The sequence below is a fragment of the Kushneria sinocarnis genome (assembly GCF_003633775.1).
GTDB classification, from domain to species: Bacteria; Pseudomonadota; Gammaproteobacteria; order Pseudomonadales; family Halomonadaceae; genus Kushneria; species Kushneria sinocarnis.
Map to the genome: position 1 here is coordinate 260656 of NZ_RBIN01000005.1, position 14303 is coordinate 274958.

At 65.6% G+C, this 14303-nt stretch carries 12 protein-coding genes; 4 read left to right on the top strand and 8 right to left on the bottom strand.

All coding sequences use genetic code 11. The annotated features are described in order from the left end of the window. The first annotated feature begins 38 nt into the window (after positions 1 to 38). Both C7446_RS16775 and guaD read left to right on the top strand, forming a co-directional pair. The gene (locus tag C7446_RS16775) at positions 39 to 269 is read left to right on the top strand and encodes a hypothetical protein (protein ID WP_281272349.1); all 231 of its coding nucleotides are present in this window, start codon (positions 39 to 41) and stop codon (positions 267 to 269) included. Beyond that, complete coding sequence (gene guaD, locus C7446_RS09885) at positions 266 to 1576, top strand: guanine deaminase (RefSeq protein WP_121172940.1); 1311 nt, start codon at positions 266 to 268, stop codon at positions 1574 to 1576. The genes C7446_RS16775 and guaD overlap by 4 nt, the downstream gene beginning before the upstream one ends. 193 nt (positions 1577 to 1769) lie before the next feature. Here the strand turns inward: guaD and uraH are convergent, their stop codons facing one another. Continuing rightward, positions 1770 to 2099, bottom strand: a complete 330-nt coding sequence (gene uraH / locus C7446_RS09890; protein WP_121172941.1) for a hydroxyisourate hydrolase — start codon at positions 2097 to 2099, stop codon at positions 1770 to 1772. 93 nt (positions 2100 to 2192) lie between these two features. Here uraH and uraD point away from each other — a divergent pair, with 93 nt between their 5' ends. Both uraD and C7446_RS09900 read left to right on the top strand, forming a co-directional pair. After that, positions 2193 to 2696, top strand: a complete 504-nt coding sequence (gene uraD / locus C7446_RS09895) for a 2-oxo-4-hydroxy-4-carboxy-5-ureidoimidazoline decarboxylase (RefSeq protein WP_121172942.1) — start codon at positions 2193 to 2195, stop codon at positions 2694 to 2696. Between the two features lie 31 nt (positions 2697 to 2727). After that, entirely contained in the window at positions 2728 to 3387 is a 660-nt protein-coding gene (locus C7446_RS09900) for a DUF938 domain-containing protein (RefSeq protein ID WP_121172943.1), read from the top strand. On the opposite strand, the gene C7446_RS09905 is transcribed toward C7446_RS09900, so the two are convergent. The 7 genes from C7446_RS09905 to C7446_RS09935 form a co-directional block, all read right to left on the bottom strand. Continuing rightward, positions 3384 to 4748 carry an OprD family outer membrane porin gene (locus C7446_RS09905; RefSeq protein WP_121172944.1) on the bottom strand — a complete coding sequence of 455 codons (1365 nt, stop codon included), beginning with the start codon at positions 4746 to 4748 and terminating at the stop codon, positions 3384 to 3386. The genes C7446_RS09900 and C7446_RS09905 overlap by 4 nt on opposite strands. Before the next feature lie 298 nt (positions 4749 to 5046). Then, the gene (locus C7446_RS09910) at positions 5047 to 6207 is read right to left on the bottom strand and encodes an App1 family protein phosphatidate phosphatase (protein ID WP_121172945.1); all 1161 of its coding nucleotides are present in this window, start codon (positions 6205 to 6207) and stop codon (positions 5047 to 5049) included. 116 nt (positions 6208 to 6323) lie between these two features. Continuing rightward, positions 6324 to 7718, bottom strand: coding sequence for a DEAD/DEAH box helicase (locus C7446_RS09915; protein WP_121172946.1), 1395 nt, complete (start codon positions 7716 to 7718; stop codon positions 6324 to 6326). Positions 7719 to 7925: 207 nt separating this feature from the next. Further along, positions 7926 to 8201: a DUF2218 domain-containing protein gene (locus C7446_RS09920; RefSeq protein WP_121172947.1), complete on the bottom strand. Its 276-nt coding sequence runs from the start codon at positions 8199 to 8201 to the stop codon at positions 7926 to 7928. A gap of 87 nt (positions 8202 to 8288) precedes the next feature. Continuing rightward, the gene (locus C7446_RS09925; RefSeq protein ID WP_121172948.1) at positions 8289 to 9977 is read right to left on the bottom strand and encodes a hypothetical protein; all 1689 of its coding nucleotides are present in this window, start codon (positions 9975 to 9977) and stop codon (positions 8289 to 8291) included. A gap of 456 nt (positions 9978 to 10433) precedes the next feature. After that, positions 10434 to 12080, bottom strand: coding sequence for a 6-pyruvoyl-tetrahydropterin synthase-related protein (locus C7446_RS09930; protein WP_121172949.1), 1647 nt, complete (start codon positions 12078 to 12080; stop codon positions 10434 to 10436). Positions 12081 to 12459: 379 nt separating this feature from the next. Next, positions 12460 to 14061, bottom strand: a complete 1602-nt coding sequence (locus tag C7446_RS09935) for a hypothetical protein (protein WP_121172950.1) — start codon at positions 14059 to 14061, stop codon at positions 12460 to 12462. Positions 14062 to 14303: the final 242 nt, after the last annotated feature.

The following is a 14303-nucleotide window of genomic DNA, read 5'->3' on the forward strand; positions in this document are numbered from 1 at the left end:
TCGGCTCGGCCAGCAAACGGGCCCGCTTCGAACGCCGACTGCGCGAGCGCGGGCTCGATCCGCAGGCCATCGCGGCGCTGCGCTGCCCGCTCGGCAACAGCGGCGGCGACAAGCGTCCGCAGGCGATCGCGATCGCCACGGCCGCCGAGCTACTGACGCTGGCCGGGGCCGCGGAGCCGCCGACCCTGCGCGGGCTCGACCGTCACGCGCTGGCGCGACTGAACACCGCGACCACCGCTTTCAACCACGCACAACAGGAATCGACATGACCCAGTGGCAGGCCCTGCGCGGCGAACTGCTCGGCTTCAACCGCGACCCCGGCGACGGTGAGACGCCCCGTGCCGGGGCCATCGCGCACTATCCCGACGGCGTGGTGCTGATCCGCGACGGCGTGATCGAGGCCGTCGATCACCACGCGGCACTGGCCCCGCGGCTCACCGATGACGTGGCCGTGGCGCACTATCCGGATCAGCTGATCATGCCGGGATTCATCGACCCGCACCTGCACTTCAGTCAGCTCGACATCATCGCCTCGCACGGGCGGCAGCTGATCGACTGGCTCAACACCTACACCTTCCCGGAGGAGATCCGGCTCAACGACCGCGACTACGCCGAGGCCCTGGCGGACGGTTTCATCCGCCAGCTGCTGGCCCACGGCACCACCACCGCCCTGGCCTTCTGTACCAGCCATCCGAACTCGGTCAATGCGCTGTTCGAGCGCGCCGAGCGCGAACGCATGCGGCTGATTGCCGGCAAGGTGATGATGGACCGCAACGCCCCGCAGGCGCTGTGCGACACGGTCGAAAGCAGCGTGCGCGACAGCCGCGCGCTGATGCAGCAGTGGCACGGGCGCGGCCGGCTGGAGTACGCCGTGACGCCGCGCTTTGCACCGACCTCGACGCCGGAGCAGCTCGCCGCCGCCGGCCGGCTGTGGCAGGAGGACCCGGGCATGGTGATGCAGACCCACCTGTGCGAGAACCGCGCCGAAATCGACTGGGTCGCCGAACTCTATCCCGAAGCGAGCGACTATCTCGACGTCTATCAGCGCGCCGGGCTGCTGGGGCCGCGCAGCGTGTTCGCCCACGCCATTCACATCGATGACGACATGCGCGCCCGGCTGCGCGACGGCGGCGGCGCGATCGCCTTCTGCCCCGGCTCCAATACCTTTCTCGGCAGCGGCCTGTTCGACCGCCGCGCCGCGCAGGCGGCCGGCATCCCGGTGGGGCTGGCCACCGACATCGGCGCCGGCCCCGCGCTGTCGCAGCTGACAACGCTCTCGGACGCCTACAAGGTCTGTCAGCTCAAGGGGGACACGCTAACGCCCTGGCAGGCGTTCGATGCGCTTACCCGCGGCAACGCCCGCATGCTGGGACTGGAGGACCGCATCGGCCGTCTGGCCCCCGGCATGGAGGCCGATCTGGTGGTGCTCGATCCTGCCTCGACGCCGCTCATGGCGCGCAAGCAGGCCCATCAGCCGACGCTGGGCGAGAAGCTCTTCAACCTGATGATGCTGGGGGATGATCGCACCATCGCCGCCACCTGGGTGCTGGGCCGGCTGGCACATGAGCGGGCGTGAACCATATGGCATTTCGCAACTGAAATACTGATCGCGACTGAAGTCGCGATCATCGAACACCGGGCGCCATACCGCTCGTGGAAGTCGACGAGCGAAGGCCGGGCCGGGCAGAAGGGAAAAACCGAACGAAGCTGGCATGGCGTCAACGCGCGCCGGGCCTCCCTCTCAGGGCCCGGGCGCCCTTGCCTGCCGATCAGCTGCCGCGATACACGCTGTACGCCCACGGCGTGATCAGCAGCGGCACATGATAGCGCTGCCCGTACGCCAGCGTGACCGTCACCGGCACCCGATCGAGGAACGGCGAATCGACGCCGCGGGCGAGGAAGTAGTCGCGCACGTGAAAGCGCAGGGTGTAGTGTCCGCCCTCGCCCGCCTCTAGCAGCGGCGCATCGAGCCGGCCATCCCGGTTGGTGACACCGTGGGCACAGGGGGTGGTCGCCTCGTGGGCAAACAGATCAATGTGCATGCCGGCCGCCGGCAGGCCGCCGTGCTGATCCAGCACATGGGTGGTCAGGGTCGTCATGGCGGATACATCACTCCTGTCGTTACACTGAAATGGCAAGTGCTGCCCCTACGGTGAGCCTTGCAGGATCAATCGCACAAGGGAAGCCCCGATATGCAGGCCACGCTGGACACGCTCAATCGATTGCCGCGGGAGCACTTCGTCTCCCTGCTCAACGGTCTCTACGAGCACTCGCCCTGGATCGTCGAAGCGGTCGCCGATCTGCGCCCCTTCACCAGCCGCGAGGCACTGATCGAGGCGACCCGGCAGCAGGTTCGGGAGGCGTCGCGCGAGGCGCAGCTGGCACTGGTGCGCGCCCATCCGGAGCTGGGCAGTCGCCAGCTCGAATCGCTGACCGCGCCCTCGCAGGATGAGCAGCGAAACGCCGGGCTGACCGAGGGCGGCGAGCCGCTCGAGCGGCTGCGCACGCTCAATGAGGCCTATCGCCAGCGTCACGGCTTCCCGTTCGTGGTCGCCGTGGCCGGCATGAGTCCGGAGACGATCCTCGCCACCCTCGAAGAACGGCTGCCGCGCGACAGCGATACCGAGCTGGCCGAAAGCCTCACCCAGATCAGTCGCATCGCCCGTCTGCGGCTGGACCGGCTGCTGAGCGAATGAGCCCTCTGCGTTTCATCATCGGGAGCCCATCATGAGCGACGCGCGTCTCTCCAGTCCGGCGGTGGCACGCAATCGCGAGCCGCTGCGCGAGGTGCTGGCCCGGGTGCTGCCGCAGCCGGGGCGGGTACTGGAAATCGCCAGCGGCAGCGGCGAGCACGCTTGTTATTTCAGCCGGCAGCTGCCGGGGCTCAGCTGGCAGCCCAGCGATCCCGATCCGCAGGCGCTGGCCTCGATCCGCGCCTGGCGCGAGACTGCGTGCCAGGCGTCACAACCGGGTGTGGATAACCCGAATGCCGTGGACAACCCGGCCGGCCGCCTGCTGGCACCGCTGCAGCTGGATGTCACCCGGCGCCCCTGGCCGGCCGCGGTGGGCGAGATCGATGCGCTGGTCTGCATCAACATGATTCACATCGCCCCCTGGGCGGCCGCGCAGGCCCTGTTCGCCGAGGCCGGCGAGCGCCTGCCGCAGCACGGGCCGCTGGTGCTCTACGGGCCCTTCCGGCGCCACGGCGCCCATACCGCGCCGAGCAATGACGCCTTCGATCGCAGCCTGCAGGCGCGCGATGCCCGCTGGGGCATCCGCGATCTGGAAAGCGAGGTGCTGGCGCTGGCCGAACAGCACGCTCTGAGGCTCGATGAGGTCATCACCATGCCGGCCAACAACCTGAGCGTGATCCTGCGCCGGCGCTAGAACTCGTACTGCAGCGCCACGCGATTCTGCCAGAAGTCGCGCGCCCGCGCGGGCGAGGTCTGCACGCCGGCATAATCCGCGATGCTGAAGCCCTCCAGCGCGCCCTGGAAGCTGTAAATCCCGAACAGCAGGTATTCGGACTGATTGAGGCTGGCCGCCCCGGCCTCGTCCTTCAGGTCCATGAAGGAGTAGCGCGCCCCGACCAGCAGCGCCTCGCTGGCGGCGCCGGTCACATCCAGCGAGTAGGCATTGCCCGCGCCGAGATCCTGGGTGCTGGTGAAGAACGGCTGGGCAAAGTAGGGGCCGGAGGATGAGTTGTGCGCATAGGGCGTCACCAGCGCACCGTTGAGGTAGTCCCCGGGGCTGCTGGCAATGTGATCCATGTTCAGCGTGGCCTCGAGCGAGTGGTAGCGCAGGCCGAGCTGCAACCCGTAGGTATGGTTGTCCACCTCGCCGGCCAGCGCCCTGCCGTCACTGGTGCCGCGAATGTACTGCACGCCCAGCAGCGGCTGCAGCGCACCTTGCGTGGCCGTCACATGGCCTTCGGCATAGCTGATCCTGACATAGTCGTCATAGCGCTCGTGCCACAGCTGTCCGCTCCACTTCTGTCCATCGGCGTACCAGGCATGGCCGGCGCCCACGGCCCACATGCCGTCGGTCTCCTCCTCCACGTCGGTATAGTTGGTGGTGCGGCTGAAGGTATCCGAGCCCCAGGACTTGTAGCGGTAGATGCGCGCGGCCTGCAGAAAGTCCTCGTCATCGCCATAGTGCAGATTGAAGCCCTGATAGAGCATCGGCGTGACACGCCAGTCGTAGTCACTGGCAAAGGGCAGCTGCATGCGCTGGTTGCCGGCCGTCAGCCCGAAGTCGCCGTGCTGCCAGCTGACGTAGGCCTCGCCGATGTTGGTCTCGTCGGGTTCCAGCTCCGACACCGCATGGGCGTCATCGGGATGATCGATACCGCGCTGCACGATGGCGCTGATCCCGAAGCGAAAGCCTTGCCAGCGGGCGCTTTCGAAGCCGAGGCTGCCGCCATAGCTGATGGTGTCCTGATTGTTGTCAGGCACGAAGTACGCATTGTGGGTGGAGTAATAGAGGGTACGCAGGCTGCCGTGAAATTCGCCGTAACGGAACATGTCCCCCGGCCCGTGACTCGCCGTTGGTCCGGCATCGGCGCGGGTGGCATCCGCCTGCCGGGCCTGCACGTTCTTCGCCGTGGGGGCATTGGGCGCATTGTCGGTGGTCTCGGTCGCTGGCGTGTCCTGCGCGCCTCGGGCGCTCCCGGAAGCGGTCAGTGTCGTGATCAGAAGCCCGGTCAGTGCGGCACCGGCAACCCTCTGCTGAAAGGTGGCAACCTTCATGCAATTCCCTGTTGTCCCGTTTTTTTACTGGCGGTGGAGGGTGCCTGCACCGTTCGGTCAGCGAAAGGCTGCTGGACACCGCCTGCCCGGCAAGCACGATTCATGCCATGACCGCTGCACAGCACGGCCCGTCGGGGCCGGAGGACCGTCCCGCCGCCCCGGCGGCCACGCCGTCACGGTCGCCAGATCAGGGAGTTGCACCAGAATGAAACGGAAGAAACAGTTCATGCACCGATGAAACCCGTGTTTCATCGGTACGCCATGCCGGTCCGGCACTCGCCGAGGCCGCGCCCTCGGGTCAGTCCTCCGGGTGGCGCCGGCGCTGCTCCGCGCTGTCGGCCCGGGTCTGCCGGACGCACTCCGCCGACACCAGACCATGCCGATGGGCGTGCTCGGCCAGCGTCGCGCTGTCCTCGGCCAGGGTCAGGGTACAGTCGGAGCGGGCCACCTCGTCGGCCAGCTCGCGGATGGCATCACTGCGCCGACCGTCCCGGCTGACATCGCGGATGTAGATGTTGCTGATCCGCCCCGGATAATCGCGCGCGATCTGGGCATAGACCTCCGGATCGTGCTGGCCGCTGTCACCGATCAGCACGAACGGCATGTCGTCGTAGAGGGCAAGCATCTTCTCGATCAGCGTCTGCTTGTGATCCTCGGCCTTCTGCGGCAGCGGATGCTGCAGGGTCAGCCCCCACTCGCGCAGGAACAGGATCGGACCGACCGGGATGCGGTTGATCTGAAAGAAGGTCTCGAGCACCTCATAGATGCTCCAGGGGCCCCGGGAGACGTACAGCATCGGCCGCTGGCGCTGACCGTCGGCGCCCGCGAACAGGCCCTGGTAGAAGGTCGCCACGCCGGGAAAGGCCGTGCGCCGCTCGGCCTTCTCGAAGAACAGCCGATAGAACATGGTCAGCTTGTTGGCGACCCCGGTATGCATCACGGTATCGTCGATATCGCTGATCACCACCCGATCGACATCGGGCGGCGGCACATAGATGTCGGCACTGGCGGTCGCCCCCGCGGTCGCACGGGCCCGTCGGCTGTCGGGATCGGCCGTGCCGGTCAGCAGCCGGAAGTCGGCCCGGTGCCAGATCCGGTCGCGCGACAGGGGCTCATCGAGGCGGATGTTGGCATGAAAGTAGCCGTAACGGTCAGTGGTCACCACGCGCCGGGTCTCATCCACCCGGATTTCGACCTCGACATCATGAATGCCCCAGCGGATGGTACGCCGTACCAGATCGACCAGGTCACTGGCCAGCGAATCCTGACGGGTGGGCAGGTTGAGGCCGGGCTGACGGAAGACCCGACCGATCAGAAAGACTTCGGTGCGCGACCCATAGCCGCGGTAGGAGTGAATGACGCGCCCGCCGTGGGCGCGTTCCGACTTCATCGGTCGCACGGCCACCCTGAGCAGCCAGCGTAATCCACGCCTCACGGCACGCGCGGAGCGTCGCGACATGGTTTCGATTCCGGATAGCAGCATGCAGCCTGCGGGGATTGGTCAGTAGACAACGAACTGAGCTTAACCGTAGTCGTTTGTCGCGCTGGCTGCATGCCCGAATCCCCCATCGGGGGTCAGCTGTTGCCGGAGGAGGCGTGGTTGCCGCCGCCACTGCGGCCACGTCCGCCACGCCGGCGACGCCGGGCCGGACGCTCGCCCTCGCGCCGGGGCTGCTCGCTGTTGCCCTGGCTGCGATTGCCCTGCTGACGACCGCCCTGGTCGCCGGCGCGCTGCCGACGCTGACCACCGCCCGGCCGGTTTTTGCGCTGCTGACCGGGCGGGCCCGGGTCCTCGGTCTGACCGCCGGCGCTGGTCAGCTCTTCCTGTACCGCGCGGGCGTCGAAGTCCTCGCTCTCGTGCACCGGAACCGGCTTGCCGATCAGCCGCTCGATGCCCTTGAGCTGGTCGCGCTCGTCCGGCGCCACCAGCGACATCGCGCTGCCGCTGGCGCCGGCCCGGCCGGTGCGACCGATGCGGTGGACATAGTCCGCCGGCACATTCGGCAGCTCGAAGTTGATGACGTGGGGCAGATGGGCGATATCGATACCGCGGGCCGCGACATCGGTCGCCACCAGGATGCGCACCTCGCCCGACTTGAAGCCGTTGAGCGCCGAGGTCCGGGCATTCTGGCTCTTGTTGCCGTGAATCGCCGCCGCGGTGATGCCGGCCTTCTGCAGGTTCTTCGTCACCCGGTTGGCCATGTGCTTGGTGGCCGTGAACACCAGCGCCTGCTCGAGCTGCTGCTGGCGGATCAGGTGCACCAGCAGCGCGGTCTTCGACGGCTTGTCGACCTTGTAGACCGACTGCTCGACCGTTTCGGCCGCCGTATTGCGCGGTGCCACATCGATGCTGACCGGCTCATGCAGCAGCTTGTCCGCCAGCTGGCGGATCTCGCTGGAGAAGGTGGCCGAGAACAAAAGGGTCTGGCGCTGCTGCGGCACCAGCTTCAGGATCTTGCGGATGTCATGGATGAAGCCCATGTCGAGCATGCGGTCGGCTTCATCGAGCACCAGCGTCTCGACCTGATCGAGCCGCACGGCCTTCTGGGAGACCAGATCCAGCAGCCGCCCCGGGCAGGCCACGAGGATATCCACGCCCTCGCGCAGGCGATTGATCTGCGGATTGATCTTGACCCCGCCATAGACCACGTCGCTCTCCAGCCGCGGCGACAGGGCCGCGCCGTATTTCTCGACGGAGTCATGCACCTGGGCGGCCAGCTCGCGGGTGGGCGTGAGGATCAGCGCCCGCACCGGGCGCCGGCCGTCAACCGGCTGGCGGGAGAGGCGCTGCAGGATCGGCAGGGTGAAACCGGCGGTCTTGCCGGTGCCGGTCTGGGCGGCAGCGAGGACATCGCGCCCCTCGAGACAGGCCGGAATGGCCTTCGCCTGAATGGGGGAAGGAGTATGGTAGCCGGCGGCCTCGACGGCACGCAGCAGCTCGGGCGCCAGCCCGAGTTCGGAAAAGGACATCAGTGAGCTTCTCGCAGCAGCCGGCAAGCCGAACGGCGCCTCTTCGCCGGCGCCCAGCGGTCACGGACTGCATGGGGGATTCGAAGGACGGGCGCGTGCGCTGCGGCAACGACGTTCACTGCCTCGCATCGCCCTGTGCGAAGAGGAGGCTAACATAGGGCATTCCGAGCGCGATTACCAGTGCTGCGCGATCATGCGGTGCCACTGTCAGCGCCAGATGACCTCCAGCCGCTCTTCGCCGGCCATGCGTTGCAGATGCTCGGCGACCACGTTCTGCATGCCTTCGAGCTCCTCCTCGCCGGCATGCACGGTAATCACCAGCTGTTCGGGATGGGCACTCATCGAGCACTGCGACTCGCCGAAATCGACGTGGCCGTGCGAGTCGTCATGCTCGACCTCGAAGCGATGTGACCAGTGCCTGCAGAGCCGGTTGATCAGACGACTGCCGGACTCGGTCGTCACGATGGCGGTAGCATCAGCCATGAAAATCTCCGGAAAGCGAAAGCGTGGAAATGGTCCTCGATTCTGCCGCGCTCATCGTGAAACGCAAGCCTCGGGATGGTTTCATCCTCAAGGGGCGGCATGATGCGCCCTTGTGGCCCGGTGCGAACGCAGCGCCCGCAGGCTGACACCCAGCAGCAACAGGCCGGCCACGATACCGCTCAGCCCGATCCACAGGTTGCGGGCCGGGGTGCGGAACGCCAGGGTCACCTCGTGATGACCGGCATCGACCCGGAAGGTCATGAGCCCGGCCGGATTGCGCCCCGGTTCGGCTGCCCGGCCATCCACCTGCAGCGTCCAGTACGGAAAGTAGAAGTGGCGCAGGGTGACCGTGCAGGCGTCCGGCGCATCGACCACCAGCTGCTTGCGCGCGGCCTCCCAGCTATTGATGGCCACCCGGCAGTCGGCAGGCACGGCGGTTGCCCGCTGCGTCAGCTCCCGGGCCTGTCTGCTGACGCCCGCGTAGATGGGCGTGAAATCGGTGCCATCGTCAAATCGTGCCACCACCGCCGGCGACAGATACTCGAGCACCCCCGGATGATCGTCATGCAGCTCTGCAAGGCCTGCCGTGCGATGTACGAGGTAGTGCTCACCGCGGGCCTCGGCCTTGTAGCCGAGCACGCCGGCACCGGCAACGATGACCAGAAACAGCAGCGCCCAGCAGCCATATACCGGATAGCGCCACCGCCCCTGTGCCAGTACGGTCGCCATCAGGCAGAGCAGCACGGCCAGGAACACATGAAACCTGGCATTGAAACCGATGATCCGGAACATCGGCACCCACTCCCAGATGAAGCGGGTGCCGGGCAGCTGCAGCAGAAAGAAGATCGCCCCGGTGGTGATCATGATCTGCCACGCCACACTCTCCGCGATCCGGCGGCGCTCGCGCACCACGAAGTAGCCGCAGACGATCAGCCCGCCCGCCGTACAGCCGAACAGCAGCAGGTGAATCAGATCATCGGCACTGATGTTCGACAGCCACTCGAGCGAGAAGAGCAGCAAGGGGGTATAGCCGTAATAGAGATAATCGGTCGAGGCAATATAGCCTGATGCCAGAAAGGCCGGCACCAGATACCACGACACCAGCAGAATCGCGATCAGCTGGGCCAGGCAGTACCATACCAGTGCTCCGGGAGCGCGCTGGCGCAGCGCTGTCACCACGGCCGTAACGCCCAGCAGGTAGGCACACGCAATCGACACGGGAACATCCGTCGCCCAGCCGGCCGCCAGCAGCCCTGCCAGACCGGCGAGCGCCCCCGGCGCCCTTTCCCTCATCAGCCGGATGAAGCAGTAGAGGGTCAGTGGCATCAGCCCGTTGAGCAGCATGGAACCGGCTGCAAACCGGGTGAAGATCATGTAGAGCACATAGTAACTGCCCATGTACAACAGGGCAGCCAGCAGCCGCTGGCGGGGCGGTACGAAGATACGGCTCAGCACATGCATCGAGCAGCCCGACAGCAGCAGGCAGCCCCAGGCAAACACGATGCCGATCAGACTGACCGGCAGTACGGCCCCGATCAGGCCGCCCAGCAGATGGGCCAGCGGCGGATAGAAGTAGAATCTCGGTGAGCCCAGCCCGTGATTGGCCCCTCCGTCCCAGCCCGGCAGCAGATCACCCTGGCGGATGGCATCGGCATACCCCATCCAGGAGGCGTAGTGGAACCGGATGTCGCTGCCGTTGTAGCCGAACAGCACGAACATGCCAAGCGGCACCAGGGCAGCCAGACTCAGGATGATGGCATCCCTTCGGATATTCATTGGCTGCCCCTTTTCCTGCAGCTGTCAAACGGGTTGAAACCGGCCGTCACCGAACGGCAGCCCTGCTGCATCTGCATTGCAGCCAGCCACCCGGCTCGGATACGGCCGAACGTATCTGAATCAACATGACAGGCATCACGGCCGAATTCACTCACGCCTCGCCTGCAGGCCGTGATCGGCACAATGCAAACTACCCGCTCGGCAATCGGAGCCTTTTCCGAATGACTGCTCGGACCGGCAGGAGCATGATCAGCATCATGCGCAGACCGGGCGGGGCGTCATTCGAAAGCATGGCGGCAACATGACAGGAGGCGCCGGCATCACACGTCCGGAAGAGGCCCGCTTCATGTCGGCCGGGACGGCACCGCATTCGGCGCCACCCCGGCGATACGCCCGACCTTGCGACAGTGCGGATAATTGCCGGCATGGCTGGCTCGCGATCACCCCGGCAGGGGATCAGGCCCGTGTGGAGCCCGGTGCCGGATCATACTGCGTCGAGACACTGCCAAGGCCCCGCCACGCACGCCGACGCCACGACAGCCAGCTCATGATCAGCAGCGTAGCCAGCGTGATCGCCCAGCCCGACAGCACCAGCGGCAGTGGACGCTCAAATTGCATGGCCAGCTTATGCTCGCCCGCGGGCACGGTAACGGTCAGCAGCCCCCTCTCGTCATGGCCATGCGACAGCGCCTGCCCATCCAGCCTGATCTGCCACCAGGGGAAGGCGTAGCGCGCCAGGGTATAGGTGCATGTATGACCGGACCGGGTAGCAACCGTCAGCGACTGCAACTGCGAGCCCTGCAGCGTCGCCTGGCAGCCTGTGGACGCGCTGATCGTGCTGTCGGGTCGCTCGGCCGGCCGGGCAACTACCTGAGCATCAGTCGCCGGGTTGATGTATTCGGGATAGCCGGTAAAGCCCTGCTGATGACGTTTCAGTACCTGGGCGGTGGGCTGATAGTAATCCGGATTGTCCGGTTGGCTTGCGGGCCCCTGGCCGGCAATGAAATAGAGGGCACAAAGGAAAAAAAGACCGTAGGCGAATATCACCAGGCCACGCAAAAGGCGCGCCCTTGAAACGGCAAAAGCCACCATCGGCAGGGCCAGCGAAACGAAAAAGAAAAACCGGAACCAGTAGCCTATCCGATCCGCCAGAGGCAGCGCATAAAACAGTTCCAGCACGCCCGGCATCTGCAACAGCAGCGCCGAAACGCCCAGTACTGCCAGCACCTCACTGCGCTCATCCAGACGCTGCCGCCACCAGGTAAGTGCCAGCAGACAGACGCCCAGTGCCAGCAGTGAAATCAGCAGTACGGCCGAGCTTTTTCCGACCAGATCATTCACCTCGAGCAGCGAACGATGGGAAACACCCAGATTCGCTTCCGAAATCCAGGATCTGGCTGCCATCGCCGGCACCAGATACCAGGCCACCAGGGCAATCGAGGCCACATAAGCGAGCAGATAACGCCAGAGCAGCCGCGGAGAACGATCCTGCAGACAGCAGTAGAGCGTGACCATGCCCATCAGATAGGCCGAGGCGATGGCCAGCGGAATATCGGCCAGCCACATCCCGGCAGCTACCAGCGCCATGCCCGGCAAGCTGCCTGCCCGGCGCTCGCGCATGCGGATCAGTTGCAGCAGCAACAGGGGGAACAGGGCACAGGCCAGCATATCCGCCATGGCAAAGCGAATCAGCCCGGTATTGATCATGCCGAAACCGAAGGCCGCCAGCACCGCCACCAGGGCACGTTCCCGGCGTTCAAGACGACGAGGTGCCAGATACCAGCAGGTAATGCTGCACAGCAGGGTGAACAGCCAGATCATGCCCCCGCCGATCATGCGATCCGGCAGCAGCAGCGACAGCAGCCCGCCCGTCAGCAGCGAGAGCGGTGGATAAAAGACATGACGCGGTGAGCCCAGGCCATAATTGGCCTGCTCACTCCAGGCAGGATGCAGATTACCCTGCATTAATGCCTGCCCATAATCCTGCCAGCTGGAGAAATGGAAGATGAAATCGTACTGCTCCCATGGGTAACCGAACAGCACTACGGGAATGACGGCAAGCAGTGCAAATCCGGCAAAACCGAACCATGGTCCCCTGAACATTTCGCCCTCTTTGTTATCGATTCATGGAATGCGTTCGCGACCATTTCAGCAACGAATTCGCAATCAATGATATCGGCATGAGGGCGCTTTTATTCATGAAAATCGCAACAGCACAAGAAATCAGTCAACCTGCCTGGCCAACGAATTTTCTGCCTGATTGCTTGCCTGGCAAAAACGTACCAGAGCGTGATTTTCCGGTACCAGACGATGGCTGGATCATATTTCCCAGAGCCATGGCACCACCAAGCTGCTGCCATGAAAGATCGGCATCAGTGACCCTTTTACTGCATCGATCGAGGCGGGAAGCAGCCGGACCCCTGCCGGTGTCACGGGCAGGAAGTCCGGCAGCCATGCAGGCAGTTGCCGGGTCGGCGTCTTGTTAACGTGTCCGACGGGTTCGCCAGAGCACCACCCCGGCACCCAGCACGGTCACCAGGCTGATACCCCAGCCCAGCAGGGTGACGCCCAGCGGCCGCTCGACGCTGGCCGACAGCCGGTGCTCGCCGGGCGGGACCTCGACGGTCAGCAGGCCGCGCTCATCATGACCGTGGGCCACCGGCTGCCCGTCGATGCGCAGCTGCCACCACGGGAAGGCGTAGCGCGCCAGCGTATGGGTACAGGCCTGCTCGCCGTGCGTTGCCACCTGCAGCGTGGCGCGCTGCTGCCCGATCACCTCACCGGTGCAGCCCGCGGGCGCCGTCACGGTCCAGTCGGGACGCTGCGAGGGCTGACTGATGACCCGGGCGTCGGTGGCCGAATTGAGGTATTCGGGGTAGCCGATGAAGCCCTCAGCGTGACGCTGCAGCACTTCCGCCGTGGGCGCATAGAGATCGGTATCGGCGCCCTCCTGATGGCTCAGCTGCAGGATCAGAAGCCCCACGCCGGCATAAAAGACGGCGTAGGCCAGCCCGATGAAGGCGTAGAGCCAGCGGCTGCGGAACAGGCAGAAGGCGACCACCGGCAGCGCCAGCGAGACGAAGAAATAGAAGCGGAACCAGAAGCCCACCATGGCCGTCATCGGCAGCTTGTCGAACAGCCACACCATGCCCGGCAGCTGCAGGGCAATGGCCACGACCCCGGCCACGGCCACCGTTTCCAGTCGCTGATCCAGCTGGCGCCGCCGCAGGCTCAGTGCCAGCAGAAAGATGACCAGCGCCACGGCGGAGATCACCAGCGCCACCATGTTGCGTCCGATCAGCGACGGGATATCCAGCAGCGTCATGCTGGAAAAGCCTTCCGGACCCACCGCGGAGGGCGAGATATGCGACTCGGCCAGCATTGCCGGGATCAGATACCAGGCCACTGCCAGCACGGACAGCGCATAGCCGACCAGGTAGTGCAGCATCAGCTTCGGTGAGCCCTCGCGGAGGCAGCAGTAGAGCGCGACCGCACCCAGCAGATAGGCCGAGGCGATCGACATCGGCATGTTGGTCAGCCACATCAGCGCCGCAATCGCGGCAAAGCGGATCACGCTGAGCGGGCCGGGCGCGCTGCGCATGCCGATGAAGCAGGAGAGCAGCAGCGGAATCAGCGCACACGCCATCATCTCCGCCATGGCATAGCGCACCAGTCCACTGTTGAGCATGCCGAAGCCGAGCGCCGGCAGCAGCGCCACGACCAGCCGCCGGCGATGATCCAGCGAGGCCGGCGTCAGTCGCCAGGTGGTCAGGGCACACAGCCAGGTCAGCAGCCAGATCATCGCCCCCGGCAACAGCGCAGGCGGCAGCAGCCACGACAGGAGCCCGCCGAGCATCATGGAGAGCGGCGGATAGAAGAGATAGCGGGGCTCGCCCAGCCCGAAGTTGGCCAGATCACTCCAGATCGGGAGAAGATTGCCATTTGCCATCGCCTGGCCATACTCCTGCCAGGCAGTGAAATGGAAGATGAAATCGTACTGCTTCCAGGAATAACCGAACAGCAGCAGGGGGATGACGGCGACAAGGGCGCCTGCGGCAAGCACGATGGCCGGCTGACGGTTCATGACCGGAGGACTCCTGCGTAACGACCCGGGCATCAGGCCCGATGGATTATTGTTGTGATCCGGGGCCACGCAAGTGGCGGTCCCGGGGTACGACACAACGATGAGCATCACAGCCTATCAGCCAGACACTGTCATCCATGCATGAGGAAGCTGCATGACGCAATCGGCACAATATCGTCACTCCTCCTGCCCTCTCCCGCTGCCATGCCGCGCCGGAGAGTGACGACGCCCCTCGGGACGAG

Coding starts and splice junctions, on each gene's coding strand:
- C7446_RS09910 (WP_121172945.1), bottom strand. CDS start 6,207: ATGTCGCGACGCTCCGCGCGTGCCGTGAGGCGTGGATTACGCTGGCTG.
- C7446_RS09900 (WP_121172943.1), top strand. CDS start 2,728: ATGAGCGACGCGCGTCTCTCCAGTCCGGCGGTGGCACGCAATCGCGAG.
- C7446_RS09935 (WP_121172950.1), bottom strand. CDS start 14,061: ATGAACCGTCAGCCGGCCATCGTGCTTGCCGCAGGCGCCCTTGTCGCC.
- C7446_RS09930 (WP_121172949.1), bottom strand. CDS start 12,080: ATGTTCAGGGGACCATGGTTCGGTTTTGCCGGATTTGCACTGCTTGCC.
- uraH (WP_121172941.1), bottom strand. CDS start 2,099: ATGACGACCCTGACCACCCATGTGCTGGATCAGCACGGCGGCCTGCCG.
- C7446_RS09905 (WP_121172944.1), bottom strand. CDS start 4,748: ATGAAGGTTGCCACCTTTCAGCAGAGGGTTGCCGGTGCCGCACTGACC.
- guaD (WP_121172940.1), top strand. CDS start 266: ATGACCCAGTGGCAGGCCCTGCGCGGCGAACTGCTCGGCTTCAACCGC.
- uraD (WP_121172942.1), top strand. CDS start 2,193: ATGCAGGCCACGCTGGACACGCTCAATCGATTGCCGCGGGAGCACTTC.
- C7446_RS09915 (WP_121172946.1), bottom strand. CDS start 7,718: ATGTCCTTTTCCGAACTCGGGCTGGCGCCCGAGCTGCTGCGTGCCGTC.
- C7446_RS09920 (WP_121172947.1), bottom strand. CDS start 8,201: ATGGCTGATGCTACCGCCATCGTGACGACCGAGTCCGGCAGTCGTCTG.
- C7446_RS09925 (WP_121172948.1), bottom strand. CDS start 9,977: ATGAATATCCGAAGGGATGCCATCATCCTGAGTCTGGCTGCCCTGGTG.